The organism is Bacillus sp. FJAT-27245, from assembly GCF_001273955.1.
GTDB lineage: Bacteria > Bacillota > Bacilli > Bacillales > Cytobacillaceae > Bacillus_D.
On the sequence record NZ_LIGI01000001.1, the window covers coordinates 1,793,597 to 1,817,891 of the forward strand.

The 24,295-nt window shown below is 46.9% G+C and carries 26 protein-coding genes; 21 read left to right on the forward strand and 5 right to left on the reverse strand.

Going from position 1 to position 24,295, the window contains the following annotated elements; genetic code table 11:
- Positions 1 to 39 precede the first annotated feature (39 nt).
- From miaB to ADU24_RS08620, 3 genes are all read left to right on the forward strand, one after another.
- Positions 40 to 1,599 carry a tRNA (N6-isopentenyl adenosine(37)-C2)-methylthiotransferase MiaB gene (gene miaB / locus ADU24_RS08610; RefSeq protein ID WP_053366242.1) on the forward strand — a complete coding sequence of 520 codons (1,560 nt, stop codon included), beginning with the start codon at positions 40 to 42 and terminating at the stop codon, positions 1,597 to 1,599.
- Positions 1,600 to 2,034, forward strand: coding sequence for a RicAFT regulatory complex protein RicA family protein (locus ADU24_RS08615; RefSeq protein ID WP_053366243.1), 435 nt, complete (start codon positions 1,600 to 1,602; stop codon positions 2,032 to 2,034).
- Positions 2,035 to 2,438: 404 nt separating this feature from the next.
- Positions 2,439 to 2,981 (forward strand): outer spore coat protein CotE, encoded by a 543-nt coding sequence (locus tag ADU24_RS08620; RefSeq protein ID WP_053366244.1) that lies wholly within the window; start codon positions 2,439 to 2,441, stop codon positions 2,979 to 2,981.
- 125 nt (positions 2,982 to 3,106) lie between these two features.
- Here the strand turns inward: ADU24_RS08620 and ADU24_RS08625 are convergent, their stop codons facing one another.
- On the reverse strand, positions 3,107 to 4,261 hold the full coding sequence (locus ADU24_RS08625; protein WP_053366245.1) for a 4Fe-4S dicluster domain-containing protein: 1,155 nt from the start codon (positions 4,259 to 4,261) through the stop codon (positions 3,107 to 3,109).
- A 143-nt stretch (positions 4,262 to 4,404) separates the two neighbouring features.
- Between ADU24_RS08625 and ADU24_RS08630 the strand changes: the two genes are divergently transcribed.
- Complete coding sequence (locus ADU24_RS08630) at positions 4,405 to 4,608, forward strand: hypothetical protein (RefSeq protein WP_053366246.1); 204 nt, start codon at positions 4,405 to 4,407, stop codon at positions 4,606 to 4,608.
- A 59-nt stretch (positions 4,609 to 4,667) separates the two neighbouring features.
- Here the strand turns inward: ADU24_RS08630 and ADU24_RS08635 are convergent, their stop codons facing one another.
- Positions 4,668 to 5,105, reverse strand: coding sequence for a cupin domain-containing protein (locus tag ADU24_RS08635; protein WP_053366247.1), 438 nt, complete (start codon positions 5,103 to 5,105; stop codon positions 4,668 to 4,670).
- A gap of 350 nt (positions 5,106 to 5,455) precedes the next feature.
- Here ADU24_RS08635 and mutS point away from each other — a divergent pair, with 350 nt between their 5' ends.
- Positions 5,456 to 8,110: a DNA mismatch repair protein MutS gene (gene mutS / locus ADU24_RS08640; protein ID WP_053366248.1), complete on the forward strand. Its 2,655-nt coding sequence runs from the start codon at positions 5,456 to 5,458 to the stop codon at positions 8,108 to 8,110.
- A 72-nt stretch (positions 8,111 to 8,182) separates the two neighbouring features.
- Entirely contained in the window at positions 8,183 to 10,225 is a 2,043-nt protein-coding gene (gene mutL, locus ADU24_RS08645; RefSeq protein WP_053366249.1) for a DNA mismatch repair endonuclease MutL, read from the forward strand.
- Between the two features lie 88 nt (positions 10,226 to 10,313).
- On the opposite strand, the gene ADU24_RS22970 is transcribed toward mutL, so the two are convergent.
- Positions 10,314 to 10,451 (reverse strand): hypothetical protein, encoded by a 138-nt coding sequence (locus ADU24_RS22970; protein ID WP_156324539.1) that lies wholly within the window; start codon positions 10,449 to 10,451, stop codon positions 10,314 to 10,316.
- A 234-nt stretch (positions 10,452 to 10,685) separates the two neighbouring features.
- Between ADU24_RS22970 and ADU24_RS08650 the strand changes: the two genes are divergently transcribed.
- The 5 genes from ADU24_RS08650 (at position 10,686) to ADU24_RS08670 (ending at position 13,537) form a co-directional block, all read left to right on the forward strand.
- Positions 10,686 to 11,114, forward strand: a complete 429-nt coding sequence (locus tag ADU24_RS08650; protein WP_053368849.1) for an organic hydroperoxide resistance protein — start codon at positions 10,686 to 10,688, stop codon at positions 11,112 to 11,114.
- Between the two features lie 239 nt (positions 11,115 to 11,353).
- Positions 11,354 to 11,665, forward strand: coding sequence for an iron-sulfur cluster biosynthesis family protein (locus tag ADU24_RS08655; protein ID WP_053366250.1), 312 nt, complete (start codon positions 11,354 to 11,356; stop codon positions 11,663 to 11,665).
- A 21-nt stretch (positions 11,666 to 11,686) separates the two neighbouring features.
- Positions 11,687 to 12,322, forward strand: coding sequence for an NUDIX hydrolase (locus ADU24_RS08660; protein ID WP_053366251.1), 636 nt, complete (start codon positions 11,687 to 11,689; stop codon positions 12,320 to 12,322).
- A gap of 294 nt (positions 12,323 to 12,616) precedes the next feature.
- The gene (locus tag ADU24_RS08665; RefSeq protein ID WP_053366252.1) at positions 12,617 to 13,060 is read left to right on the forward strand and encodes a hypothetical protein; all 444 of its coding nucleotides are present in this window, start codon (positions 12,617 to 12,619) and stop codon (positions 13,058 to 13,060) included.
- A gap of 63 nt (positions 13,061 to 13,123) precedes the next feature.
- Positions 13,124 to 13,537, forward strand: coding sequence for a hypothetical protein (locus tag ADU24_RS08670; protein WP_053366253.1), 414 nt, complete (start codon positions 13,124 to 13,126; stop codon positions 13,535 to 13,537).
- Positions 13,538 to 13,795: 258 nt separating this feature from the next.
- Here the strand turns inward: ADU24_RS08670 and mreBH are convergent, their stop codons facing one another.
- Positions 13,796 to 14,803: a rod-share determining protein MreBH gene (gene mreBH / locus ADU24_RS08675; RefSeq protein ID WP_053368850.1), complete on the reverse strand. Its 1,008-nt coding sequence runs from the start codon at positions 14,801 to 14,803 to the stop codon at positions 13,796 to 13,798.
- A gap of 322 nt (positions 14,804 to 15,125) precedes the next feature.
- On the opposite strand from mreBH, the gene miaA reads away from it, so the two are divergent.
- The 7 genes from miaA (at position 15,126) to ADU24_RS08710 (ending at position 21,185) form a co-directional block, all read left to right on the forward strand.
- Positions 15,126 to 16,067 (forward strand): tRNA (adenosine(37)-N6)-dimethylallyltransferase MiaA, encoded by a 942-nt coding sequence (gene miaA / locus ADU24_RS08680; RefSeq protein WP_053366254.1) that lies wholly within the window; start codon positions 15,126 to 15,128, stop codon positions 16,065 to 16,067.
- Positions 16,068 to 16,109: 42 nt separating this feature from the next.
- Positions 16,110 to 16,346, forward strand: a complete 237-nt coding sequence (hfq, locus tag ADU24_RS08685; protein ID WP_053366255.1) for an RNA chaperone Hfq — start codon at positions 16,110 to 16,112, stop codon at positions 16,344 to 16,346.
- A 205-nt stretch (positions 16,347 to 16,551) separates the two neighbouring features.
- Positions 16,552 to 17,499 carry a stage V sporulation protein K gene (gene spoVK, locus ADU24_RS08690; protein ID WP_053368851.1) on the forward strand — a complete coding sequence of 316 codons (948 nt, stop codon included), beginning with the start codon at positions 16,552 to 16,554 and terminating at the stop codon, positions 17,497 to 17,499.
- A 223-nt stretch (positions 17,500 to 17,722) separates the two neighbouring features.
- Positions 17,723 to 17,956, forward strand: coding sequence for a glutaredoxin family protein (locus ADU24_RS08695; RefSeq protein ID WP_082306857.1), 234 nt, complete (start codon positions 17,723 to 17,725; stop codon positions 17,954 to 17,956).
- Between the two features lie 172 nt (positions 17,957 to 18,128).
- Positions 18,129 to 18,365 (forward strand): hypothetical protein, encoded by a 237-nt coding sequence (locus ADU24_RS08700; protein ID WP_053366256.1) that lies wholly within the window; start codon positions 18,129 to 18,131, stop codon positions 18,363 to 18,365.
- Positions 18,366 to 18,614: 249 nt separating this feature from the next.
- Positions 18,615 to 19,874 carry a GTPase HflX gene (gene hflX, locus ADU24_RS08705; RefSeq protein ID WP_053366257.1) on the forward strand — a complete coding sequence of 420 codons (1,260 nt, stop codon included), beginning with the start codon at positions 18,615 to 18,617 and terminating at the stop codon, positions 19,872 to 19,874.
- A gap of 48 nt (positions 19,875 to 19,922) precedes the next feature.
- Complete coding sequence (locus ADU24_RS08710) at positions 19,923 to 21,185, forward strand: methionine gamma-lyase family protein (protein ID WP_053366258.1); 1,263 nt, start codon at positions 19,923 to 19,925, stop codon at positions 21,183 to 21,185.
- 869 nt (positions 21,186 to 22,054) lie between these two features.
- On the opposite strand, the gene ADU24_RS08720 is transcribed toward ADU24_RS08710, so the two are convergent.
- Positions 22,055 to 22,402, reverse strand: a complete 348-nt coding sequence (locus ADU24_RS08720) for a winged helix-turn-helix transcriptional regulator (RefSeq protein WP_053366260.1) — start codon at positions 22,400 to 22,402, stop codon at positions 22,055 to 22,057.
- Positions 22,403 to 22,500: 98 nt separating this feature from the next.
- Here ADU24_RS08720 and ADU24_RS08725 point away from each other — a divergent pair, with 98 nt between their 5' ends.
- From ADU24_RS08725 to ADU24_RS08735, 3 genes are all read left to right on the forward strand, one after another.
- Entirely contained in the window at positions 22,501 to 23,031 is a 531-nt protein-coding gene (locus tag ADU24_RS08725) for an MFS transporter (RefSeq protein WP_053366261.1), read from the forward strand.
- An 8-nt stretch (positions 23,032 to 23,039) separates the two neighbouring features.
- On the forward strand, positions 23,040 to 23,756 hold the full coding sequence (locus ADU24_RS08730) for an MFS transporter (protein WP_053366262.1): 717 nt from the start codon (positions 23,040 to 23,042) through the stop codon (positions 23,754 to 23,756).
- Positions 23,757 to 23,878: 122 nt separating this feature from the next.
- On the forward strand, positions 23,879 to 24,280 hold the full coding sequence (locus ADU24_RS08735) for a MerR family transcriptional regulator (RefSeq protein WP_053366263.1): 402 nt from the start codon (positions 23,879 to 23,881) through the stop codon (positions 24,278 to 24,280).
- Positions 24,281 to 24,295 lie beyond the last annotated feature (15 nt).

Here is a 24,295-nt window from a genome sequence, read left to right on the forward strand (position 1 = left end):
GTTTTTCTAATAGAAAACAAGCAGGAAAGGAGCAGGACAATGAACGAGAATCAGCGTTTAGAATCCAGCCAGGCAAAAGCTGATAATTCAACGGACAAAAAATCCGCGAAGGATTACAGCAAGTATTTCGAAACCGTATTTGTGCCGCCTTCCCTAAAGGATGCGAGAAAACGGGGTAAAGAAGAAGTTAAGTACCATGATGATTTTTCCATTTCCGAGGAATTCAGGGGTATGGGCGATGGCAGGAAATTCTATATCCGTACCTATGGCTGCCAGATGAATGAGCATGATACTGAGGTGATGGCCGGTATTTTTATGGCGCTTGGCTATGAACCGACCGATAAGACCGAAGATGCCGATGTCATCTTGTTAAACACTTGTGCCATCCGTGAAAATGCGGAAAACAAAGTTTTCGGTGAACTCGGCCACTTGAAGGGCTTGAAAAAGGAGCGTCCTGACTTGCTCATTGGGGTCTGCGGCTGCATGTCCCAGGAAGAATCCGTCGTCAACAAAATTTTGAAGACGTATCAGCATGTCGATATGATTTTCGGAACCCATAACATCCATAGGCTGCCAAACATCCTTAGCGATGCATATATGTCGAAGGAAATGGTAGTGGAAGTATGGTCCAAAGAAGGCGACGTTATAGAAAACCTCCCTAAAGTTCGCCGCGGTAACATTAAGGCTTGGGTCAATATTATGTACGGCTGTGATAAATTCTGTACGTATTGTATTGTTCCGTTCACTCGTGGAAAAGAACGGAGCCGCAGGCCTGAAGATATCATCCAAGAAGTCCGCCAGCTGGCTGCTGAAGGCTACCAGGAAGTTACTTTGCTTGGCCAGAACGTGAATTCGTATGGAAAAGATATAGAAGATATTCAATATGGTCTTGGTGACCTTCTGGATGATATGCGTAAGATAGGCATCCCTCGTGTCCGTTTTACAACGAGCCATCCTTGGGATTTTGATGACCGCCTCATTGAAGTACTTGCCAAGGGCGGAAACCTAATGCCGCATATCCATCTTCCTGTCCAGTCAGGATCAACGGAAGTGCTGAAAATTATGGGTCGTAAATATACCCGTGAAGAATACCTTGAGCTTGTCAGCAAAATCAAGGCTGCCATCCCGAACGTCGCCTTGACGACTGACATCATCGTCGGCTACCCAAATGAAACGGATGAGCAATTCGAAGAGACAATGACCTTATACGAGGAAGTTGGCTATGAGTTGGCATACACGTTCATTTACTCCCCACGTGAAGGTACGCCAGCTGCGAAAATGAAGGACAATGTACCGCTGGATGTAAAGAAAGCCCGACTTCAGCGTTTGAATAGCCTTGTAAATGAGCTATCGGCCAAAGCGATGAAAACGTACGAAAATCAAATTGTCGAGGTTCTTGTTGAAGGGGAAAGCAAGAACAATCCAGATATTCTTGCTGGTTATACAGACAAGAACAAGCTTGTTAACTTCAAAGGGCCAAAAACGGCAATCGGCAAAATCGTCAAAGTGAAAATCAACGAAACAAGAACATGGTCATTGAACGGCGAAATGGTAGAAGCAACAGCCGAGGAGGCTGTATCATTGGCAGAGGTGAATTAAATGGCGAAGTATTCGAAAGATGATATCATTGTACGCGCGAAAGAGCTTGCCAACATGATTGCGGAAACAGAAGAAGTGGATTTCTTCAAAAAGGCGGAAGCCAAAATCCACTCCAATCCAAAGGTAAGCACCCTGATCGCAGACATTAAAGGCCTTCAAAAGCAAGCGGTCAACCTTCAGCATTATGGGAAGCCCGAAGCCCTGAAAAAAGTTGAAGAAAAAATCGAGTCAATCCAGCAGGAATTGGATGAGATTCCTGTCGTTCAGGATTTCAAGCAATCCCAAGTCGAAATCAATGAGCTTCTTCAAATGATCGCGACAACAATTTCAAACACCGTAACGGATCTTGTAATCGAATCAACAGGCGGGGATGTTCTCCGCGGCGAAACTGGCGCGGCTGTTCAGAGCGGCGCCGGCTGCAGCCACGATCATTAATACATGTTTTATGGCAGGCTCACTAGTTGAGCCTGCTTTTTTTCGTTTAATGATGCCTCATTCAAAGGGGGGAACAGGTTGGTGTCATGCAAAGCCTTGATTCGTGACAACCAAGTATTCAAACCCTGTTGAGTGACAAGCACGCACTAAAACTCGAAAAGGGTTTCACTCGCAGCCCTAATAGAGTCCGGACATTCAACTTTTTAGAAGACAGGTTAATCGGCAGGCGGGTTGTTTTTCGGGGCAAAAACCTACCATCTCCCATCTGAAAAGGAACTTATCATTCTGCCGCGCATATAATGAAGCATGCCTATACATTTATCCGATGCATTGTAAATTAAGTGCACCCAAGTCTGTACACACGCATAGGATGAAGTGATACTGAATGAGGAGGGTTTGCTCGAATGGGAGATTACAGAGAGATAATTACAAAAGCAGTCGTTGCAAAGGGGCACAAGTTTACACAGTCCCAGCACACGATCTGTCCGGCGCATAATCCATCCAGCATACTTGGCTGCTGGATTATCAACCATAAATACGAAGCGAAAAAAGTCGGCAAAACGGTTGAAATCCATGGCTCCTATGACATCAACATTTGGCACTCGTTCAATGACAATTCAAAAACAGAAGTTGTCACTGAACGTGTCCGTTATACGGATGTCATCAAGCTCAAATACCGGGACAAAGATTGCCAGGATGACGATGGAATCATCGCGAAAGTCCTTCAGCAGCCAAACTGCTGCGAGGCAGTCATCTCGCCGAGCGGAAACAAAATCATCGTCCACGTGGAGAGGGAATTCACGGTTGAGGTGATTGGGGAAACAAAGGTCTGTGTGGCGATCAACCCAGACGGCTGCGGCTGCGATGATGAATGGGATCTTGGCCTTGATGATGGGGAGTTTGAAGAAATCAACCCAGATTTCCTTGTCGGCTCGGAAGAAGAATAAGCATAAACTAGGAGGGTTTTCTTCCTAGTTTTCTTCTTTTTGCGGGCAATGCACGCTTGTGCTGTTTCGAAAGACCGATTCGCCACGAGGGTTGGGATGAATCGGTCTTTGCGGTTGGAAAATTTTTATGTGCAAAAAGGGTTCAGGTAGCCAAACTGTTTCCTGCTTTCACACGGCGGGCAGGTTGAGTCCGCCTTTCTATTTTCAGGCCAGCCGGGATAGGCGGAACCGCATTCAGTACAAACATCCTGGTTGAGCGGTAGTTCCTCGCGTAATACCCGATGTGCTTTCAAGCGGATGCGAACCGCCTTGCTGTCGCATACATCTGCGCAAAGGCCGCAGCCGTTGCATTTGGCGTGGCAAATTTCTAGAGTATCGCCTTTTATTGTAAAAATGCGCTGCTTGCATAGCTTGAAGCACGCTTCACAGAGGGTGCAGCTGCTTCGATCCAAATCTACTTCATAAAGAGACACTTCAGTAAACATCCTTGCCATATTGAATTCGGAATGATTGAAGCGCCACTTGGATGGGGTGAGCGTTTTGGCCGCGATTTTCGTAGTTTCCCGAAATGCGTGATGGAAAAATTGCCGCCTTGAAGATGGCTGAGAAGTTGAATCTGGCGGAAAAATACCGTGCACTGGAGAGACCCTTCCAGAGCAACCCTCTTGCATAACATTCAGCATTGAAGTCTCCTGTAAAGAACCTTCCAGTCCAGAGCAACCCTCCAGCTTATCGTTCAACATGGAAAGCCCTTGAACAGAACCGTCCAGTCCTGAGCCATCCGCCAGCATATCATTCAGCATTAAAACCTCCCGTTCAGAACCATCTCGCCTGTATTTACCGGCCGGGAGCGAGTGAACGATGGTAAAAGAAGGCAGGCCGATGTCGGCGAGCAGGGAGTCCGCTATCTGGAGTGCATCCAGGTAACCAGGGTTTTTGGGGCCGAAATCGAGTGTGTTGACCCCTTTTTTATAAAAATAAAGAAGCTCTTGGGCCACGGGGAACGGTCCTTCTTCCAGCAGGAGGGTGTTTCCGGTGACGCGGCGTTCGGGGGAGCGGCCGTGGATTGCCTGGACGGGACAGGCAGGGACGCACGCTCCACAGGTGGTGCATAGGGCAGGATTGATTGTTGCGCCGGCTTCCGATAGGGCGATGGCTTGTTCGGGACAGCCTGATAGGCATTTGGCGCAGGTGCTTTTCGGGCTTTGTGCGCGGAGGCATGCGGGGGTTAGTTCGATTTCGCCGGCGAGGTTTTCCAGCCATTTGGTCAATAGTGACAACGGACTCAGCTCCCGTCCCTTTTTCTTTCATTGTAAACCGGAAGGATGGGAATTTGTTGTTTATGCTCATTGTTTCACAAAACGTTCGGAAACGATACATAAACGCGCTGCTTCATGGAAAGATAGGAGAAGGAGGTGCGGAGATGACGGAACCGAATAAGCCGGGCAGCGAACGCCTGCCGGATTTCAAGGAGCTTGATGATAGGGTGATTGCCAAAGGGGCGAAGGGGCCGATGCTTGTCATTAAGACGAATTTGGATCCGGATAGTCCGACTGAGGACAATCCTTACTATGAAAACAAGAAGCAAACGGATAAGGAAAAGTTCGAGGAGTATTTTTCGGATTAAAACTCAAAAAAGCAGCTGCCGTTGATTCGGCGGGCTGCTTTTGCTATTTAGCGGCATGTTTAGAAGTTGAAGGTCAGTTGGTAATAGTGTGCTTCCTGGTTGTTATAGAGCGGGGTTTCGGAATAGAAGACGTCTTCGCCATCGTCATCCGAATGGAAACCGGCTGCTTTGAAGTCGGGGCTTACGGAGACAGGCCTTTTTTCGGTGCCCGTCGGGAAAACGATGAGGTCGCCTGGCTTCACTTCGAGCTGGACTTTGCGCTCACCGCCGATTTCAAGGGCGGCACTTCCCTGGATGACACCGAGGACTTCATGGCTGGAGCGGTGGTTGCGATAGTACCCGGAAATGCCGTTCTTCCATTTGTCCACGAGTTGCTTTTCGGCGCCGTGCGATGCGTCTTTCAGTGCACCTGGATAGTAAAGGACCGGTCTGGCCGGTTTCCCGGGCACAAAACGATTTTCGAGTAAATAGATTACTTTTACATCAGAATACTTCATACCTGCCTACCCTCCCAATAATCAGCCATCATATGTACAGCCATTGCGTGCTGTTTGGTTGCTAGCGTTTTTGAAAATGGGACCATCGTTTTTCGGGATGAAATCGTCGTAAGGAAGTCGCTTTAACCACATGTTTCCCGGTTTGCTGGAAGATTAAACAAGTTTCCATTTTTCTTTGGAAGTTTCCCAATGTAACGTTATGGAGATAAACCTGTGGTTTTTTTGCGTGCCTACGTGTCCAAAAAGACCGTTCTGTTTCGGGTCGGCGGAGCAAAATATGTTATAATTAACTGTCGAAGGAACACGAATGGGGAAGGCCCCATACTAGAATGTGATTTTTGGAGGATACGATGGCAGCTTATACGCCGATGATACAGCAATATTTAAAAATTAAGGCAGAATACCAGGATGCCTTTTTATTTTTTCGCCTTGGCGATTTTTACGAGATGTTTTTCGAGGACGCGCTGAAGGCTTCCCAGGAGCTTGAAATTACATTGACAAGCAGGGAAGGCGGCACGGATGATCGGATTCCGATGTGCGGCGTTCCGTATCATTCCGCTCAAGGGTACATAGAGCGATTGATTGAAAAGGGTTATAAAGTGGCGATCTGCGAGCAAACGGAGGATCCGAAGCAGGCGAAGGGGGTCGTCCGCCGGGAAGTGATCCAGCTGATTACGCCGGGGACAATCATGGAAGGCCGGAGCCTGCAGGAAAAAGAAAACAACTATCTCGCAACGGTTACGCAATGCGAGGATGGTACGTACGGCTTTGCCTATACGGATTTGTCGACGGGGGAAAACAAGGTCACGCTGCTCGCGGCGAAAGAAGAAGAGGTCCTGAACGAAATTTCCGTTCTCGGGGCAAAAGAGGTTGTCCTTTCCGCAAAGCTGGATGAAGGGCTTCAGAAGAAAATGCAGGAACGGAATGTGCTTGCAATTTCGTATGAGGAAGAGACGGACGTGGCGGATTCTTTTGCGGATTTGATGCAAGATCTGAATCAGGACAAGTTCCGGGTGACGGCGGCGCGGTTGTTCAACTATTTGCACCGTACCCAGAAACGGAGCCTTGGCCACCTGCAGCCGGTGACGACGTACCAGGTCCACCAGTTCATGAAAATCGATTATTTTTCAAAACACAATCTCGAGCTGACGGAAACAATCCGCTCGAAAGGAAAAAAGGGCTCACTGCTCTGGCTTCTGGATGAAACGAAGACGGCGATGGGCGGCCGGATGCTGAAGCAATGGGTTGACAGGCCGCGGATTGACCGCCAGGAAATCGAGAGGCGGCTTGCGTTGACCGGCCAGTTCATCAGCGCCTATTTTGAGAGGAAGGAATTGCAGGAGCGGTTGAAGGAAGTGTATGACCTTGAACGGCTTGCGGGGCGTGTTGCATTCGGGAATGTGAATGCCCGCGACCTGAAGCAGCTGTTGCGGTCCCTCCAGCAAATTCCCCATTTGAATGATATCCTGAGCCGGATTCCCGGAGAGGAGACTGGGGAGCTAGCGGAAAACCTTGACCATTGCGAGGAAGTAGTCGACCTTCTCGAGCAGGCGATTGTCGACAATCCGCCGCTGTCGGTAAAGGACGGGAATATTATCAAGGATGGTTTCAACGAACAGCTCGACCAATACCGTGATGCGAGCAGGAACGGGAAGACTTGGATTGCCCAGCTCGAGCGTGATGAGCGGGAAAAGACGGGAATCAAATCGCTCAAGGTAGGCTATAATCGCGTGTTCGGCTATTACATTGAGGTGACCCGGGCAAACCTGCATCTCCTTGAGGAGGGCCAGTACGAGCGAAAGCAGACGTTAACGAATGCGGAGCGGTTCATCACACCGGCGCTGAAGGAAAAGGAAGCGCTGATCCTTGAGGCGGAAGAGAAATGCGGCGAGCTTGAGTACGAGCTTTTCTGTGAAATCCGTGACCAGGTGAAGGAGCATATTCCGAGGCTTCAGGCTTTGGCAAAAACGCTTAGCGAAATTGATGTGCTGCAAAGCTTCGCCGAAGTGAGCGAGACGAGGAAGTATGTGAAGCCTGAGTTTTCGGACTCTCGGGAGATTGTTATAGAAGAAGGCAGGCATCCGGTTGTCGAGAAGGTGCTTGATTCCCAGGAATACGTCCCGAATGACTGCAGGATGTCCGGCGACCGGGAAATACTTCTCATCACCGGACCGAATATGTCGGGTAAAAGCACGTATATGCGCCAGGTTGCCCTGACGGCGATCCTCGCGCAGATTGGCTGCTATGTCCCGGCTTCTAAGGCAGTGCTGCCGATATTCGATCAGGTGTTCACACGGATTGGCGCGGCGGACGACCTTGTTTCCGGGCAGAGCACATTCATGGTCGAGATGCTTGAGGCGAAAAACGCGATTGCAAACGCGACGCAGGACAGCCTGATTTTATTTGATGAAATCGGGCGTGGGACATCAACGTATGACGGGATGGCGCTCGCCCAGGCGATCATTGAGTTTGTCCATAACCGGATTGGCGCAAAAACGCTATTTTCAACGCATTACCATGAACTGACCGTGCTGGAAGAAGAGCTTGAAAGGCTGCATAACGTACATGTCAGCGCGATTGAGCATCAAGGCAAGGTTGTTTTTCTTCATAAAATAAAAGAAGGCCCGGCCGATAAGAGCTATGGAATCCATGTTGCCGAACTGGCCGGACTCCCGAAGGAACTCATTTCCAGGGCGAATGATATACTTTCATCGCTCGAGCAGTCGCAAGCTCAGGGGGAAAAGCTTGAAACGCCTGAAAAGCCCGTTCCGGTGTTGCCGGATGGGAAGGAAACGGCGGCTGAACATGTGGCAGAACAAGCGCACAAAGTTGCGAAGACCGCCCAGCTATCCTTTTTTGACGAGCCGGTCCAGCCGAAAAAGGCGGAGCTTGGTACGAAGGAAAAGAAGGTCGTTGAAAAAATCCGCGAATTGGATATCCTGGACCTAACACCGCTCCAGGCGATGAATATCCTTTATGAACTGCAAAAAAAGGTACGGAATTAACGGTAGTGTGCCATCCATTCGGGTGCAAGGCACCGTAAAAAGGCATCGTAAAAAGATACAGGGGGTGTGTCCGTGGGCAAAATCATTCAGCTTGATGACGCGTTATCGAATAAAATAGCGGCTGGCGAGGTTGTTGAACGCCCGGCTTCCGTCGTCAAGGAGCTGGTCGAAAATGCCCTTGACGCGGGAAGCACCATCATTGAAATAGAAGTTGAAGAAGCCGGGCTTGCGAAAATCCGGATTACAGATAATGGGGAAGGCATCTCCGAGGACGATGTGGCAAAAGCCTTCCACCGGCATGCGACGAGCAAGATCAAGGATGAAGCGGATTTGTTCCGAATCCGGACGCTTGGTTTCCGCGGGGAGGCGCTTCCGAGTATCGCCTCGGTTTCCCGGCTCGAAATGAAAACATCGACCGGCGACTCAGCCGGAACGAGAATTGTAATCGAAGGCGGTCGGGAAACCGCTTTTGAAAAGGCGCCGAGCAGGCGGGGAACGGATATTACGGTCACGGACTTGTTTTATAACACGCCCGCCCGTCTGAAATATGTGAAGACGATCCATACGGAACTTGGCAATATCACGGACCTGGTCAACAGGCTTGCGTTGTCCCATCCCGAAGTTTCGTTCCGGCTCGTCCATAATGGGAAAAAACTGCTCCACACGAACGGAAATGGGGATGTCCGCCAGGTTCTTGCTGCGATATACGGCATGGGAATCGCAAAGATGCTTGTGCCGATCGAGGGCAAGTCTCTCGATTACAAAATCAGCGGCTATGCGTCGCTTCCTGAAGTAACGCGGGCTTCACGCAATTATATTTCGACGATGATCAACAGCCGGTTTATACGGAACTACGGGCTTGCGAAGGCGGTCATGGAAGGGTACCATACGCTCCTCCCGATTGGCCGGTTTCCGATCGTGCTGCTGAACATCGAAATGGACCCGATTCTCGTCGATGTGAACGTCCATCCTTCGAAAATGGAAGTGCGAATCAGTAAGGAAGCCGAGTTGTTTGAACTCGTCCAATCCGCCATTTCAGCCGCCTTCAAGGACAAGCAGCTCATCCCGTCCGGCTACAAACCCGAGCGGATTGTGAAACCAATGTCCGAACAAACGAGTCTTCAACTTGATAATGGGCAGGAAACAACCGCACAAGCTACTTCACGAAGTGTCCAAAATGAATCTCGTTTTGGGTACGAGGCACCATCTCAATCTTCGTCCAACCAGTTACCTCCAAATGGAGGAGGACCAGTTTACGAAGATTCTGTGATTACTGGAAGTAGTACGGGGCGAGAGGAAGCGCAAATAGGTCTGTCCCGAATGAATGGAGCACTCCATTCTTCGGCTCAATCCGCACCATTCCCAACGCGGCGGGTTGCCAGCACGGAAACCTCCTGGACGAGCCTGCCGAATCAGGTGAAGGAAATGTTCCTGCCGCAAGCCGAAGAGGGGAGCCGGGAGCCTTTGCCATTGGAGGGCGAACAAGTAGCAGTTTCTGAAGGCCCTGCTCCATCCGCCGGGACCGCAACAGAACGGGTGCCACGCATGTATCCGATCGGCCAGATGCACGGCACTTATATCCTCGCACAGAATGAGAACGGGCTATATATCATAGACCAGCATGCGGCACAGGAGCGGCTGAAGTACGAGTTTTTCCGGGACAAAGTTGGACAGGTAGAAAGTGAGCTGCAGGAAATGCTTGTTCCGCTCACATTTGAGTATTCGACGGACGAATGTGTGAAAATCAATGAACACAGGGAAGAGCTTGAAAAGGTCGGTGTTTTTCTCGAGGAATTCGGCCCGAACAGCTTTATTGTCCGTTCCCATCCGCAATGGCTACCTCAGGGTGAGGAAAAGGAAATCATTGAAGAAATGATTGAACAGCTCATTTCAATGAAAAAGATCGACATTAAAAGGCTTCGTGAAGAGGCGGCAATCATGATGAGCTGCAAGGCGTCCATCAAAGCGAACCGCCATTTGCGGAACGATGAGATCCAGGCGCTCCTTGACGATCTTCGCCTCGCTTCGGACCCATTCACCTGTCCGCACGGCCGCCCGATTATTGTTCATTTTTCTTCATATGAAATGGAGAAGATGTTCAAGCGAGTTATGTAAAAGAACTTGCAAAAGAATTTGCGGCGGAACCCGCGAATACGGAAAAAATCCCCTAGCCATTGGCGGCAGGGGATTTTGTTTGTTAAGGTTATTTAACTTTTGTCAGCTGGATGGTGACGATATATTCCTTCCCAGGTTCAAAATGGGTATTGTCAACTGTTTCCCCGGTGTTAACCAACGTGATGATTGTCTTGTTCGTATCAATTGTAATGGAACTGTGCTGCAACTAATTTCTCCCCTTGCGTGTCCTTCTATGGTTTGCTTTAAGTTTCCGCTTTCGAAAGCAACCTGTCCCTTCATTCTACAATGTCAGGGTCCATGATGGATAGAGGATAGTGACAAATTTTTAACACTTATGCATTATGCGGAGCTTGTAAATTACTTTCTGCCCCCGGGCGGGTTTATGGTTGTCCGGGCAGTGGAAAAGAGAAAGAGACTATACGTTAAAGGGGATGGAATCATGAGTGAAAAAATTCTTACTTCTTCTGTAACCGCAACAGGCGGAAGGGAAGGACATGTTCGGTCATCGGAAGGGAAAATCGACATGGATCTGGCAATGCCAGGCACGGATCGGGCGAAGCAGCTTCCAGATGCGGTGAACCCCGAGGAATTTTTCGCAGCCGGATATTCAGCCTGCTTTGACGGCTCACTGCAACTGATGGCAAAGAAGGAAGGCGTAAAGTTTGACTCCGAGGTTACCGCGAATGTAAGCTTATTAAAAGACGAACAGGACGATGGCTTCAAGCTCGCCGTTACTCTTCAGGTAAAAGGCAAAGGAATTGACCAGGAAAAGCTGGAAAGCCTTGTGCAAAAAGCGCACGAATTCTGCCCGTATTCAAAGGCGACCCGTGGGAACATCGAGGTTTCCCTTGAATCAGTAGCCGAATAATCGGACGAATCGGACTGTGTTCCAAATTGCAAGCCAAATACACAAATGACAACAGGGTGCTGCCATGCGGCACCTTTTGATTTTTTCGAAAATAATAAACACATCAACTAACAGCTTACTCTAGGAAAAACTAACACTCAAATGACTGGCTAAGTTTTCAAAAAATACTATTACGACTAAGCCTTCGATTATCACAAAAATAAATAAAATGACTTATTTTTAAAAGAAGGATGGTAATAATGGAGATTATCATAAGGCCAGCGGCACTTGATGAATTGAAAAAGGCCAATCTTCATGACGTGGAAGGCATCCGGATTGAAGCAGTCTTTATCGGGAGCTGTTCCATTTATGCGGAGTATTCCCTGAAAATCGATAAAACGAATGAAGATGACGATCTTTTTGAGATAGAGGGCATTCGGATCCTTGTTTCCAAAGAGAGCCAAAAGCATCTGTACAAACGGATTACACTTGATTTCAATCCGGGGCTTGGTTTCAAGCTGTCGTCGGATGAAGAGGTATACAGGTACAACCTGAAGCTGGAAAGGGTATAGAAATAATGGGGATGATGACGAATGAATCCTGATTCAATTATTGAAAAATTAAAGCGGCACACTCCGAAAATATTGGGAAGCGAAAACTATTCAAAATACGCCGTCCTTCTGCCTTTAATCGAGACAGAAGAAGGGGTTTCGGTTATGTTCGAGGTGCGGTCGATGGAGCTCCGCCGTCAGCCTGGAGAAATTTGTTTTCCTGGCGGGCGGGTCGACCCGGAGGATCCGGATGAAAAGGGAGCTGCCATCAGGGAAACCATTGAAGAGCTTGGAATCAAGCGGGAATCCATAACGGGTGTACAGCCGCTCGATTATTTGATCTCCCCATTTGGCATGATTATCTACCCGTTTGCAGGTTTCATTCAGGAAGCGGACGCAATTAAACCGAATGAAGCCGAAGTGGGCGAGGTGTTCACGGTTCCGCTTAGCTTTTTCATGTCCGCAGAGCCCGAAGTTTACCACATCAATTTTAAGCCGGAGCCTGAGGAAAATTTCCCGTTCGACTGGGTTCCCGGCGGGAAAAATTATAATTGGCGGGCCAGGCATATGGAGGAATATTTTTACCATTACGAAGGGCGGATTATCTGGGGCTTAACTGCGCGCATCCTAGCCCATTTCATCGCGATTATGAAGGAAGACGGGCTCGAAATGCCCTGATTTTTCTAAAAAGAATCACGCCCTCTTAAATGTCCCAGGTTATGTCTTCCTGAACAAAAACCAAATTACTACAACACTTAGCAGCCTAATTCGAACTACAATTGGGCTGCTTTTTTTGTTCATAAAATATAGCTTACATTTTTTCGAGGTGGAATTCGCACCCTTATTCGAACCACTGAAACCCTTGCAAGCATGTGAATTCTTTTGTGAAGATTGATTGTATATTTATGTTAAAATAGAGTGAATTTTACAAAAACAAACGGAAAAATAATAAAGGGGGAGGCTGACACGCGAATGGTTAATAAGTTTAGGGCAATGGTTATAAAAATTTCGGCATTTTTATTAATTGCAAGCATCCTAGCTTATGCTTCATATTTTATTGTGTATAAAATGTCCTATCTACCTAATGGATTCGAAATTGAAACAGTGCAAAAGGATAAAGTCTCACTAAAAACCTTCAATTTGTTAGGGATTGAAAAGGATATAAAAACTAAATCCTTTTCTGAAAAAGACACTTGGAAGGTAGATGAAATTGAGCATCAAGTAAGTAGGCAAAAGAAATCCTTTTGGATGCTGTTTGCTTTCGCTGCCATATCGCTCTTTTTGTTCGTTTATAAGGTCCGCAACGGACTGAAATTTTGGAAAGCGATTCTTGAAAGTAATATTATTTTTGCTGTTTTAATACCGCTACTTCCTCTTATAAACACATTGAAGTACATACATAATTTGATTTCCTGATAGATTTACCTAGTAAATGTTTTAGTATGAAAATTTTAAATAGCATCTAAGGGGGAGAAAAGAATGAGAGAAAAACTTGTAGAAAACATCTATTCACAGGGTTATCCAGAGGAAGAAACTGCACCAATTGTAACTCTAGAGGATTTTTTTGAAGGAAATTCAGACGAAAGTTCGATCGGTTGCAATTTAATGGAACACCCAGGAATTGAAACATTTTATGGGGTACTTCGTAATATTAGAGAAAAAGATAACGTTCAAGATGTATTTGTTGAAATAATGGAATTAGAAGATGATGAAGAGGATTGGCCGTTTTCAGAAAGAATATATATCTTAACTAATGCTGAAATTGAACTGGTTGAAGATTGGGTAAAAATATTGGAACCTTCGGAGCTGGATGAAGGTTATGCTTTCGGACAGCCACCATTTGCACCAGAATTATTTGATGGCTATAAAGTGTATTCAGTTTGGTGGGATTAGATCCTGAAACTGAAGATATTCAAATTGTTTTCGGTTTTCCAAAAGGAACTAACACTAAGCTTTTAGTCCATCAAGGTCGGGTGCTGCTTTATCACAATAGAATCTTATAAGTAAAAGGCTTGGAACCTATCAATCGGTCTCCAAGCCCTTTTTGTGCTAATTTTACTTTCCAAATAGCTTACGATCTTTATGAAAATTTAAGTGATAAATGCAAGGTTATAATGAATTTTGCACTTCAAAACCAAAGGTTTAAGCCATTTATTTCGCTACAGTCTGCAGCTTTTCAATGTACTGTAGCGCTTTTCCAGTCCCAATCGCTACTGATTCAAGTGGGTTTGGCGCAACATGGACAGGAACGAAGATTTCGGTTGAAAGCCATTCTTCCATGCCTTTCATCATGGCGCCGCCTCCGGTTAAAATAACGCCACGGTCTACGATGTCGCCACTGAGCTCAGCTGGGCAATCCTCAAGCGTGGCCCGGATTGCTTCAAGGATGTGGAGAAGAGATTCCTTAATGGCTTCCCTAATTTCATAGGAAGAGAGCGTTATGGTTTTCGGAAGGCCTGTAACGAGGTCACGTCCGCGGATTTCCATTTTAAGCTCTTTATGGTCGACAAGCGCATAGCCGATTTCCATCTTAATCGCTTCAGCGGTCCGTTCCCCGATCAGAACGTTGTATTCGTTGCGGACATGCTTGATAATGTCGTCGTCAAGGCGGTCGCCGGCAATGCGGATTGAATGGCAGGCAACGACGCCACCAAATGAAATGATTGCAACTTCAGTCGTTCCGCCGCCAATATCGACGACTACATTCGCGACTGGCTCGTCAACCGGCATTCCCGCACCGATTGCAGCGGCGACAGGCTCCTCAATCAATTGGATTTTCTTGGCGCCCGCGTTCCTGACAGCATCGTGGATGGCGCGCCGTTCGACACTGGTTGAACCGGATGGTGTGCAGACGACCACATTCGGTTTTCTCATCGACAGGCCGATTTTTTTCGAGGCTTTCTTCATTATATGGGTGAGCATTTCCGTGGTCATATCGTAATCGGCGATGACCCCGTCTTTCAGAGGCCTGATAGCGACAATTTTACCAGGCGTCTTGCCGATCATTTCCTTCGCTTCCTTCCCTACGGCAAGGACATTTTTCGTTTCCGTATCAATGGCCACAACGGAAGGTTCGTTGACGGCGATTCCTTTATTTTTGCTGTAAACAAGTATATTGGCGGTTCCTAAATCAATTCCAATTTCAGCAGATGTAAACATGTTTCCCAGTTCCCCCATTCATTATTTTCCGAAGGCAGGACAAAAGCCCTGAAATATACGTAATCAGTGGGAGCGTGACGCAAACTCCCTCACAAGATAGACTTCTATTAGACTACCATTGCTATGGGGGTTGCTAGCCGAATGTAATTGAATCGTTATCGAATTGTAAAGAAACATGTAAATTTATGCAAAGCAGCCAATTCAGTTAGAATAAGATTGGAAAAGGACGTCGATACTTGAACGGAATTTGCTTCAGTTTGGTTCTGGCGCTTTCATTGTGTATAATAAGGGCATCCAGTATGAGAGGGCAGTGTGAGGCAATTTGGAAAGCTTGCAGAAATTAGTCGTCATTGTCGGCCCGACCGCGGTGGGAAAAACGAGGTTGGGAGTTGAAATGGCGAAACACTTCAATGGCGAGGTGATCAGCGGGGATTCAATGCAAATATACCGCGGGATGGATATCGGTACGGCAAAAGTGACCGAAGAGGAAATGGAAGGCATTCCCCACCATCTCATCGATATTAAAAACCCGGAAGAAACTTTCTCGGTTGCCGAATTCAAAACCCTTGTCAGGGAAAAAATCGACGAAATCACGTCTAGGGGAAAGCTCCCGATCATTGTAGGCGGCACTGGCCTATACATCCAGTCCGTGCTGTATGACTACCAATTTTCCGAAGCGCCCGCGGACGAGGCATTTCGCGCCAGGCTGGAAAAGAAGGCCGAGGAAGAGGGAAATGAGGCAGTGCATCGGGAATTGGCGGAGCTCGACCCCGAAGCGGCGGAACAGCTGCACCCAAACAATGTCAGAAGGGTCATCAGGGCACTCGAAATCGTGAAATCAACCGGCATGCCGCTCGCTGAAAACCAGAAATCCACAGTGCCTGAACTTCTCTACAACGCCGCCATCATCGGATTGACGATGGAACGGGAATTGCTGTACGAGAGGATCAACAGGCGCGTTGACATAATGGTCGAAGAAGGGCTCGTCGACGAGGTGAAGAAATTTTACGATCAGGGGCTCCGGGATTGCCAGTCCATCCAGGCAATCGGCTATAAGGAGTTTTATAGCTATTTTGACGGGAACGCGACACTCGCAGAATCAATCGATACCTTGAAACAAAATACAAGAAGGTACGCAAAACGGCAGCTTACCTGGTTTCGAAACAAGCTGGACGTGGAATGGTATGATATGTCAGAAACGGATGGCTTCCCGAAAATAATTCCTGAAATATTCAACTATGTGGAAGGAAAGCTTGAACTTTAAATCGAATACATAAAATGTAGAGACAATAGAGGAGGATTTTAAATGAAAACAGCCATCAATATCCAGGACCAATTTTTAAACCAGCTTCGCAAGGATAACACGAACGTTACCGTATTCCTATTGAACGGTTTCCAGCTAAGGGGCCAAATCAAAGGATTTGATAACTTCACCGTATTGTTCGAATCTGAAGGAAAACAGCAGCTCGTCTACAAGCACGCGATTTCAACATTCGCGCCAGCCCGCAATGTCCAGCTCGACCTTGAAGGCCAGGGGCAATAATCGTTTAAAATGAAACAGGTCCGGCTTACCCAAGCCGGGCCTTTTTTCGTTGGCTGGTGGCCATGTACCCAAGCTTCTTCCAAAAGCTGTTTTTGGCAAAAAAGAAATGTTTTTCCCATGGGCGAATAGGATAGTATGAAGGATAAAATCTCCGGTCGCGAACCGGAACCCGCGCGAAAGAGAAGGATTTTGAGAGGTGAAAGCTTTGGACCAGCCGATGCGCATGAAAGACAATGGCCAAATCAGAATTGTCCTGAATACCCAGAAACGAAATCCGGCACTTCTGCGTGAGCACGAACCCTCTCTGCCAATGGCAGTAAAGAAAATAGAGCACGCGGCATTGAAGGAAATTGAAGAAGAACTCGGCTCCCTTGTCGGAATGGAAGAGATGAAAAAAACGATTAAAGAAATTTATGCCTGGATATATATTAACAAAAAGAGGGAAGAGGCTGGACTGAAGGCGAAGAAGCAGGCGCTTCACATGATGTTTAAGGGAAATCCCGGTACCGGTAAAACGACCGTCGCCAGGCTGATCGGCAAGCTTTTTCTAAAAATGAATGTCCTTACAAAAGGGCATCTGATCGAGGCGGAGCGGGCGGACCTGGTGGGGGAGTACATCGGCCACACGGCGCAGAAAACACGCGATCTTATAAAAAAGGCGATGGGCGGAATCCTGTTCATTGATGAAGCCTACTCACTTGGGAGGGGCGGTGAAAAGGATTTCGGCAAAGAGGCCATCGATACGCTCGTCAAGCATATGGAAGACAAGCAGCATGAATTTATCCTGATTCTCGCCGGCTATTCACGCGAGATGGAATATTTCCTGTCTCTGAATCCGGGCCTCCATTCCCGCTTCCCGCTAGTCATTGATTTTCCCGATTATAAAATAGACCAGTTGATGGACATTGCGGACAGGATGGTCAGGGAAAGGGAATATTCGCTTAGCCATGAAGCGGAAAAGAAATTGCGGGACCATCTCATTTGGATTAAGTCGGTCCTATCGCCAAACAGCTTTTCGAACGGCAGATACATCCGGAATATCATCGAAAAGTCGATCCGCGCCCAAGCGATGAGGCTTCTGATCCAGAACAGCTACGACAGGCATGACCTGATGACTATTAGGAGCAATGACCTCATTTTTGACGAAGGCTAACTGGCCCCTATAAGGGGTTCTTTTTTTGTGAAATTTCTTCCCTTATGATTGGGGGGGAAACGCACAATAGTTAAAAAACCTTATGGTTAAATCCAGAGAAACAGGGAAAGACAATACTGTATCCTCATTTGCAAAGGGTAGGCCAAGCCAATTCTTTGACGGCTTGAGGAACCTTCGGTGATAATACCTATAAGGGTATAAAATGTTAAGGAGGCTTTTAAAAATGAACGAAATTATTGTTTACACAACAAACACTTGACCGTACTGCACAATGATGAAAAACTTCCTTGAGGCTCAAGGATTGGACTATAAAGAAGTAAATGTTCAGAATGACCGTGCCGCCGCTGAAAAACTGGTGAACGAAACTGGGCAGATGGGCGTACCGCAGACGAAGGTCAATGGCAACTGGGTGCTTGGATTTGATCCAGAAACTTTGATGCAATACGTGAAAGAGTAGAGGAAAAAGAGGCCGCGGCCTCTTTTTTCATTGTGGCGGCAAAAACCGGGTAGGCGCAGGTTGAAAAAGTATGGGTGACAAAGATTTCATTCTTTTTGGAAAAGGTGTCCTTCAAATCCGTTTGAACGACAAAGATTGATCCAAAAGCCGAAAAGGTGTCTCACAAATCCTTTTGAGCGACAAAGATTTGGTGAAATTCAGAAAAGGTGTCTCACAAATCCGTTTGAGCGACAAAGATTTGGTGAAATTCAGAAAAGGTGTTTCACAAATCCGTTTGAACGACAAAGATTGGGCCAAGAGCCGAAAAGGTGTCTCACAAATCCGTTTGAACGACAAAGATTGGGTCAAAAGCCGAAAAGGTGTCTCACAAATCCGTTTGAACGACAAAGAATTACCGAAAGCCAGTTAGGATGTCACGCAAACCATGTTTGAGTGACAATGAATGGCTGAAAACCGGGTACAATGTCACTTTAATTCCGTTGAGTGACAATGATGGGCCAAAATCGCGAAAGGAAGTCACTTAAACCCATCAGCAAACGGAACCTTGCCGAAACCTAATTGGGTCATCCCGTAAACACTCATACCAATAGCCAAAATAGAGAAATCCACAAAGTTTTGTTATGATGGGAAGAAGATAATAATGAAGGAAGTGTGGCGCATGGAAGTAAAAATGGAAAAAGAAAAAGCTATCCTAGTCGGCTGCCAGACGACCGAAAACGATGACCTTCGCTTTCAGTATTCAATGGAAGAGCTTGTTTCCCTGACAGAAACGGCGAAGGGTGAAGTACTGATTTCTGTTGTCCAAAAGCGTGAACGGATTCACCCTGCGACCTATATTGGAAAGGGAAAAGTGGAAGAACTGAAGGCGCTGGTTGGACAGCTTGAAGCTGATATTGTTATTTTCAATGATGAGCTGTCTCCAAGCCAGAAACGGAACCTTGGCTCGGAGCTCGATGCCAGAATTATAGATAGGACCCAATTGATTCTGGATATTTTCGCGCAAAGGGCCCGCTCGAAGGAAGGGAAGCTGCAGGTTGAGCTTGCCCAACTGCAATACATACTGCCAAGGCTTGCCGGCCAGGGGACTGAGCTTTCCAGGCTAGGGGGAGGAATCGGCACAAGGGGTCCTGGTGAAACAAAGCTTGAATCCGACCGAAGGCATATCCGGAGAAGAATTGATGAAATCAAGCAGCAGCTTGCCGTGATTGTCGAACACAGGGACAGGTACCGGGAGCGCCGGAAAAAGAACAAAGCCTTCCAAATCGCGATTGCCGGCTATACGAATGCCGGTAAATCCACTTTGTTCAACAGGCTCTCGGAAGCAGATTCCTATGAAGAGAATCAACTTTTCGCGACCTTGGATCCGATGACGCGGAAAATGATTTTGCCAAGCGGATATAATTGCCTGATTACCGATACGGTAGGCTTCATCCAGGACTTGCCGACTTCCCTTATCGCAGCCTTTCGTTCTACACTCGAGGAAGTAAGGGAAGCAGATTTGATCCTCCATGTAGTGGACATGTCGAACCCGGATTATTTCCAACACGAAAAAACGGTTAACAGGCTGCTTGAGGAGCTCGATGTAAAAGATATACCGCAATTGACGGTCTACAACAAGCGGGACATCCAGCATCCGGATTTCGTTCCGACGGCCGATACGCCGACAGCCTTTATATCGGCATTTGACAAGGAAGACCGTGATGCGCTTAAAATGAAAATTGAAGAAACCGCCATTGCGATGATGGAGCCCTACAATGTCCTCATTCCCGCGAATGAAGGAAAGCTATTGTCCATCCTGAAAAACGAAACGATTCTTAGGGAGCTTTCTTTTCAGGAAAATGACCAAGTCTATCGTTGCAAAGGCTATGCATTAAAGGACCACAAGGTTGCTGGCCAGCTGCAAAAATTCACACTATAGGCTGGAAAGACCAGCCGCAAAATTAACAGAATAGATTGGAGAAACACCATGTTTAAGCACTTGAAGCACGGAGAACAAATAAGCCAGGCGGCACGGGAGGTGGAAACACAGATTGCCCCCATCCACGGGGAGATTGATGAAATGATTGAGGCGAACCAGTTCAGGGTGCTGCAAAGCTTTCAAAAGCACAGAGTGAGCGATTCCCATTTCACCCCAAGCACTGGCTATGGCTATGACGATACAGGGAGGGATGTGCTCGCCGACATCTATGCGGATGTTTTCGGAGCGGAAGCTGGGCTTGTCCGGCCGCAAATCATATCAGGCACACATGCCATTTCCATTGCCCTGTTCGGAATTTTAAGGCCTGGCGACGAGCTTCTTTACATAACAGGTAAACCATATGATACTCTTGAGGAAATCGTCGGAATCCGCGGGACGGGGAACGGGTCGCTAAAGGAATTTGGGATTTCATATAATAGTGTTTCCCTGACGGAAGAAGGCGGCATTGATTGGGACGCTGTCTCCGCCGCAATCAAACCGAATACGAAAATGATCGGCATCCAGCGTTCCAAAGGGTATGCGACCAGGCCGTCATTTACAGTTGCGGAAATCGGAGAAATGACACGGTTTGTAAAAGAAATCAAGCCCGAAGCTGTCGTTTTCGTTGATAACTGTTATGGCGAGTTCGTGGAATTGGAAGAGCCGTGCCACGCGGGCGTCGACCTGATGGCTGGTTCCCTCATTAAAAATCCGGGTGGCGGCATTGCCAAAACAGGCGGCTATATCGTCGGCAAGCAGGAATATGTCGAGGCATGTTCCTACCGGATGACATCCCCGGGAATCGGTGCAGAGGCTGGCGCGTCGCTTTACAGCCTCCAGGAAATGTACCAGGGATTTTTCCTTGCTCCGCATGTTGTGGGCCAGGCGCTGAAGGGCGCTGTTTTTACGGCGGCAATGCTTGAGCGGTTCGGGATGAAATCCTTTCCGAAGTGGGACGAAAAAAGGACCGACCTCATCCAGGCGGTGGAATTCAATGACCGCCAAAAGATGGTTTCATTCTGCCAGGCCATCCAGTTCGCATCTCCGGTCAATTCGTACGTCACGCCGTATCCGGCCTACATGCCGGGTTACGAAGACGACGTAATTATGGCTGCCGGCACCTTCATCCAGGGAGCAAGCATCGAGCTCACTGCGGATGGGCCGTTGCGGCCGCCGTATGCCGCCTATGTTCAGGGAGGGCTTACGTACTCCCATGTGAAAATGGCTATCTGCCTGGCGCTTGACCGGCTGATTGAAGAGGGATTGGCGTAAAAAAATTGCACAATGGGTTTTTGGTTTAACGGGTTCTGTTTTCGAGTACAAAAGCTAATATAGTACACTGATTCACAGTCCAATTCAATGCTGAATTGGACTGCTTTTTTTGTTGATATAGCAGGTTTTTTAACCAATTTGAGGGCTAAATAGCACCTGTTTTCGCATGTTAATTCTAATGCTAATGGGGATGTTGAAATTTCTGACGAGGTTATTGGGTATTTATATTAAAATAAAAGGAAGCTTATTTTACGAACGGGGGGTTAGTTCAAGAAGAATCAATGGGGAATTCACAATAAATGGTTACTAAACTACCGGGTTGCGATTTTTCATTATCAAAGGCTTCATTTCTTGAGCTATTATTATATAAACGTCAATTAACAGTGATTGTAAGTAGGTGAAGATGTGGAGTGGATAAAAGTTTTAGTTTTGGTCATATCGGTTATTTGCTTTTTGTTAGGGGGACTACAGTTTTATCGTTTAAAAAAAGACTTTCAACAAGTTGATGGAGAACAAGTTATTACCAGAGAAATATCAGGTAAGTGGATTAGGCGTTTAAATCGGGTGATGGCTTTGACGATATTATTAACAATCTTGAGTATTGCAGCTACAATACTGCAATATCTTGAGTAACAAAAGATTGTAAAGGATCATCTTTAAGTAACGGGTGGATTGGCGCTATAAATTCTTATAAGTAAAAGGCTTGGAACCATATCAAATCGGTCGCCAGGCCTTGTTTGTGTTTATTATATCTCCAAACCGCTTACAAATCCTAATACCACTTACTGTGCGAAAAGTACTATTAATTCGCTTTTTAATTCAAGACCGACTCCGTTAGGTTTGGTCCGCGGTTCTCTTCCGTATATCTTTTACAAGGAAATTCGCGTTTCCTCGGGATCGGAAAGCATCTCCATATGGTTCTTGCCCCACTTGCTCATCGCTGCCAATAGGGGAGCAAGGCTTTTTCCGTACTCTGTCAGGGAATATTCAACCCGCAGGATTTTTTCGGGAAATTCCTGCCGCATAATCAACCCATCCCGTTCAAGCTCCCTCAAAGCCTGGGAAAGCATCTTTTTTGAAATTTCGGGAATGAGCCTCATGAAATCCCCGTATCTGTATGTGCTATGCGATAAATGCCAAAGAATCCTCGACTTCCATTTCCCCCCGATCACATCGACGGTCGCCTCTACAGGGCAGTAATACCGTTTTGCATTCATCCCAAAACTCCTTCCCAATTACAGGTGGATACAAAAAAGTGCCTACTTGTTCCCTAGTTTTCCAGCACCTGTGATGGAAAAAAAGGGGGATATCCACGATGAAATTTTTTAGGCATCTTACGTCAATTAACCAATTCAAACTTTCTGTTAAATCTATTCTACTATGGAATATTTTATTTTGTCTTGGGTTAAGTGTGTACACAGTCTTATTCAACTTATATTTAAATGAAGCTTATTCGATTCGTACAATCGGCAGCCTCGTGGGATTGAGCTATCTTTTTTACGGCGGTTTTTCCATCATTGCGGGCATTCTCTCCGACAGGATGGGCCCGCGCCGTGTTTTGCAGCTGGGCATTATTATTTTATCGACAGGGATCTTCGGAAGTGTTTCCGCGCAATCGATGATGTCGCTCTACCTTTTCACGGTCGTGACCGGGGTGGGCCAGGCTTTGACGAATGTCATGTTCGTTCCATTGTTGACGGAGTATTCCAACCCGGAAGGCAGGGCGAAGCTTTTCAGTATTGCCTATGGATCGGGAAATTTGTTCATGTTCCTTGGAACATTTGCTGCGGGGGCTCGGCTGATTTTTTCAAGAATTATTTTGCCCTGCCTGCCGTCAGTAGCCTGAAATGGGTATTGTTTTCAGCTGCCGCGATCATTTTTATAAGTTTTTTTCCGCTTTTGACTATTAAAAAAGAGAAAATAGGGAATAAGCCTAAAGGGACAGAAGATGACAATGGGCAAAAAAGGAAAGCAACCTCTCCGTTTATGTGGATTTACGGCCTGGTGAAGCTTTTTGAAGGCACCGGCGTTGGGCTTACCCTGCCGTTTATCAATCTGTTTCTATCGGCGCGGTTCGCCTTGTCGGCGGGAACAATCAGCCTCATCCTGTCAACGGCCACTCTCTTTACGGTTGGGATGATTTTCGTGAATCCGCTTATCAGCAAAAGGGTAGGGGAAATCCAAACCATTCTGCTGTATCAGGCTGTAGGAATACCATGCCTGCTGGCAATCGGTTTTTCAACAAACATTTGGCTTACAGCGGCGGTCATTATCTGTTTCAGAGCATTGTTTTATGCGATGATGCCGATCCAGTCAAAGCTATTGATGGAAAAAGTCCCGCCTACGAATAGGGGACTGACAAACAGCATCGGTTTTATGGCTCAGACAATCGGGATAGGCGCAGCCGGCCTGACAAGCATGAGAATCGTTTCGCACCTTGGTGAAGGCATCGGCTACATCAGCCTATTTGTCCTTTCCGGCATCCTGATTTCGGTTTCCGCAAGTATCCTTTTTAGGATGTTCAGTCCAAAAAAGGAAAAGAGTAGAGCCGTTCCGTCCATAATTTCCTGATTTATTGGCTTGTGGGAAAAATTTTTTTCGAATCTCATGTCAGGAAACCTAACATAAGGTTGACAGGTTTTTTTACATTGGAATATAATTCAGTTTGTAAGTCACGATAAGGAGGAGAAATCATGGGGGGAAGCAAGATCCGTCGCTCCATGCCGCTGTTTCCGATAGGAATTGTGATGCAGCTGACCGATTTGACCGCGAGGCAAATCCGCTATTACGAAGAGCATCAATTGATTTCTCCCGCACGGACTGAAGGGAACAGGCGAATGTTCAGCTTGAATGATATTGACAGGCTCCTTGAGATTAAGGATCTGATTGACAAGGGCGTCAATATGGCTGGAATCAGGGAATTGTTCCTCGTCAACCAGGCGGATCGGCAGCGCGAATCCGAAAAGGAACAGAAGCCGAAAAAGGAAATAACGGAAGTTGAATTAAGGAAATTGCTTCGCAGTGAATTGCTCCATGCCGGGCGGTTCAACCGTTCGACCTTGAGGCAAGGCGATATGTCCCGATTTTTCAATTAACCCGTTGCTATTTAT

Coding starts and splice junctions, on each gene's coding strand:
- miaB (WP_053366242.1), top strand. CDS start 40: ATGAACGAGAATCAGCGTTTAGAATCCAGCCAGGCAAAAGCTGATAAT.
- ADU24_RS08615 (WP_053366243.1), top strand. CDS start 1,600: ATGGCGAAGTATTCGAAAGATGATATCATTGTACGCGCGAAAGAGCTT.
- ADU24_RS08620 (WP_053366244.1), top strand. CDS start 2,439: ATGGGAGATTACAGAGAGATAATTACAAAAGCAGTCGTTGCAAAGGGG.
- ADU24_RS08630 (WP_053366246.1), top strand. CDS start 4,405: ATGACGGAACCGAATAAGCCGGGCAGCGAACGCCTGCCGGATTTCAAG.
- ADU24_RS08635 (WP_053366247.1), bottom strand. CDS start 5,105: ATGAAGTATTCTGATGTAAAAGTAATCTATTTACTCGAAAATCGTTTT.
- mutS (WP_053366248.1), top strand. CDS start 5,456: ATGGCAGCTTATACGCCGATGATACAGCAATATTTAAAAATTAAGGCA.
- ADU24_RS08650 (WP_053368849.1), top strand. CDS start 10,686: ATGAGTGAAAAAATTCTTACTTCTTCTGTAACCGCAACAGGCGGAAGG.
- ADU24_RS08655 (WP_053366250.1), top strand. CDS start 11,354: ATGGAGATTATCATAAGGCCAGCGGCACTTGATGAATTGAAAAAGGCC.
- ADU24_RS08660 (WP_053366251.1), top strand. CDS start 11,687: ATGAATCCTGATTCAATTATTGAAAAATTAAAGCGGCACACTCCGAAA.
- ADU24_RS08665 (WP_053366252.1), top strand. CDS start 12,617: ATGGTTAATAAGTTTAGGGCAATGGTTATAAAAATTTCGGCATTTTTA.
- ADU24_RS08670 (WP_053366253.1), top strand. CDS start 13,124: ATGAGAGAAAAACTTGTAGAAAACATCTATTCACAGGGTTATCCAGAG.
- mreBH (WP_053368850.1), bottom strand. CDS start 14,803: ATGTTTACATCTGCTGAAATTGGAATTGATTTAGGAACCGCCAATATA.
- hfq (WP_053366255.1), top strand. CDS start 16,110: ATGAAAACAGCCATCAATATCCAGGACCAATTTTTAAACCAGCTTCGC.
- hflX (WP_053366257.1), top strand. CDS start 18,615: ATGGAAGTAAAAATGGAAAAAGAAAAAGCTATCCTAGTCGGCTGCCAG.
- ADU24_RS08710 (WP_053366258.1), top strand. CDS start 19,923: ATGTTTAAGCACTTGAAGCACGGAGAACAAATAAGCCAGGCGGCACGG.
- ADU24_RS08720 (WP_053366260.1), bottom strand. CDS start 22,402: ATGAATGCAAAACGGTATTACTGCCCTGTAGAGGCGACCGTCGATGTG.
- ADU24_RS08725 (WP_053366261.1), top strand. CDS start 22,501: ATGAAATTTTTTAGGCATCTTACGTCAATTAACCAATTCAAACTTTCT.
- ADU24_RS08735 (WP_053366263.1), top strand. CDS start 23,879: ATGGGGGGAAGCAAGATCCGTCGCTCCATGCCGCTGTTTCCGATAGGA.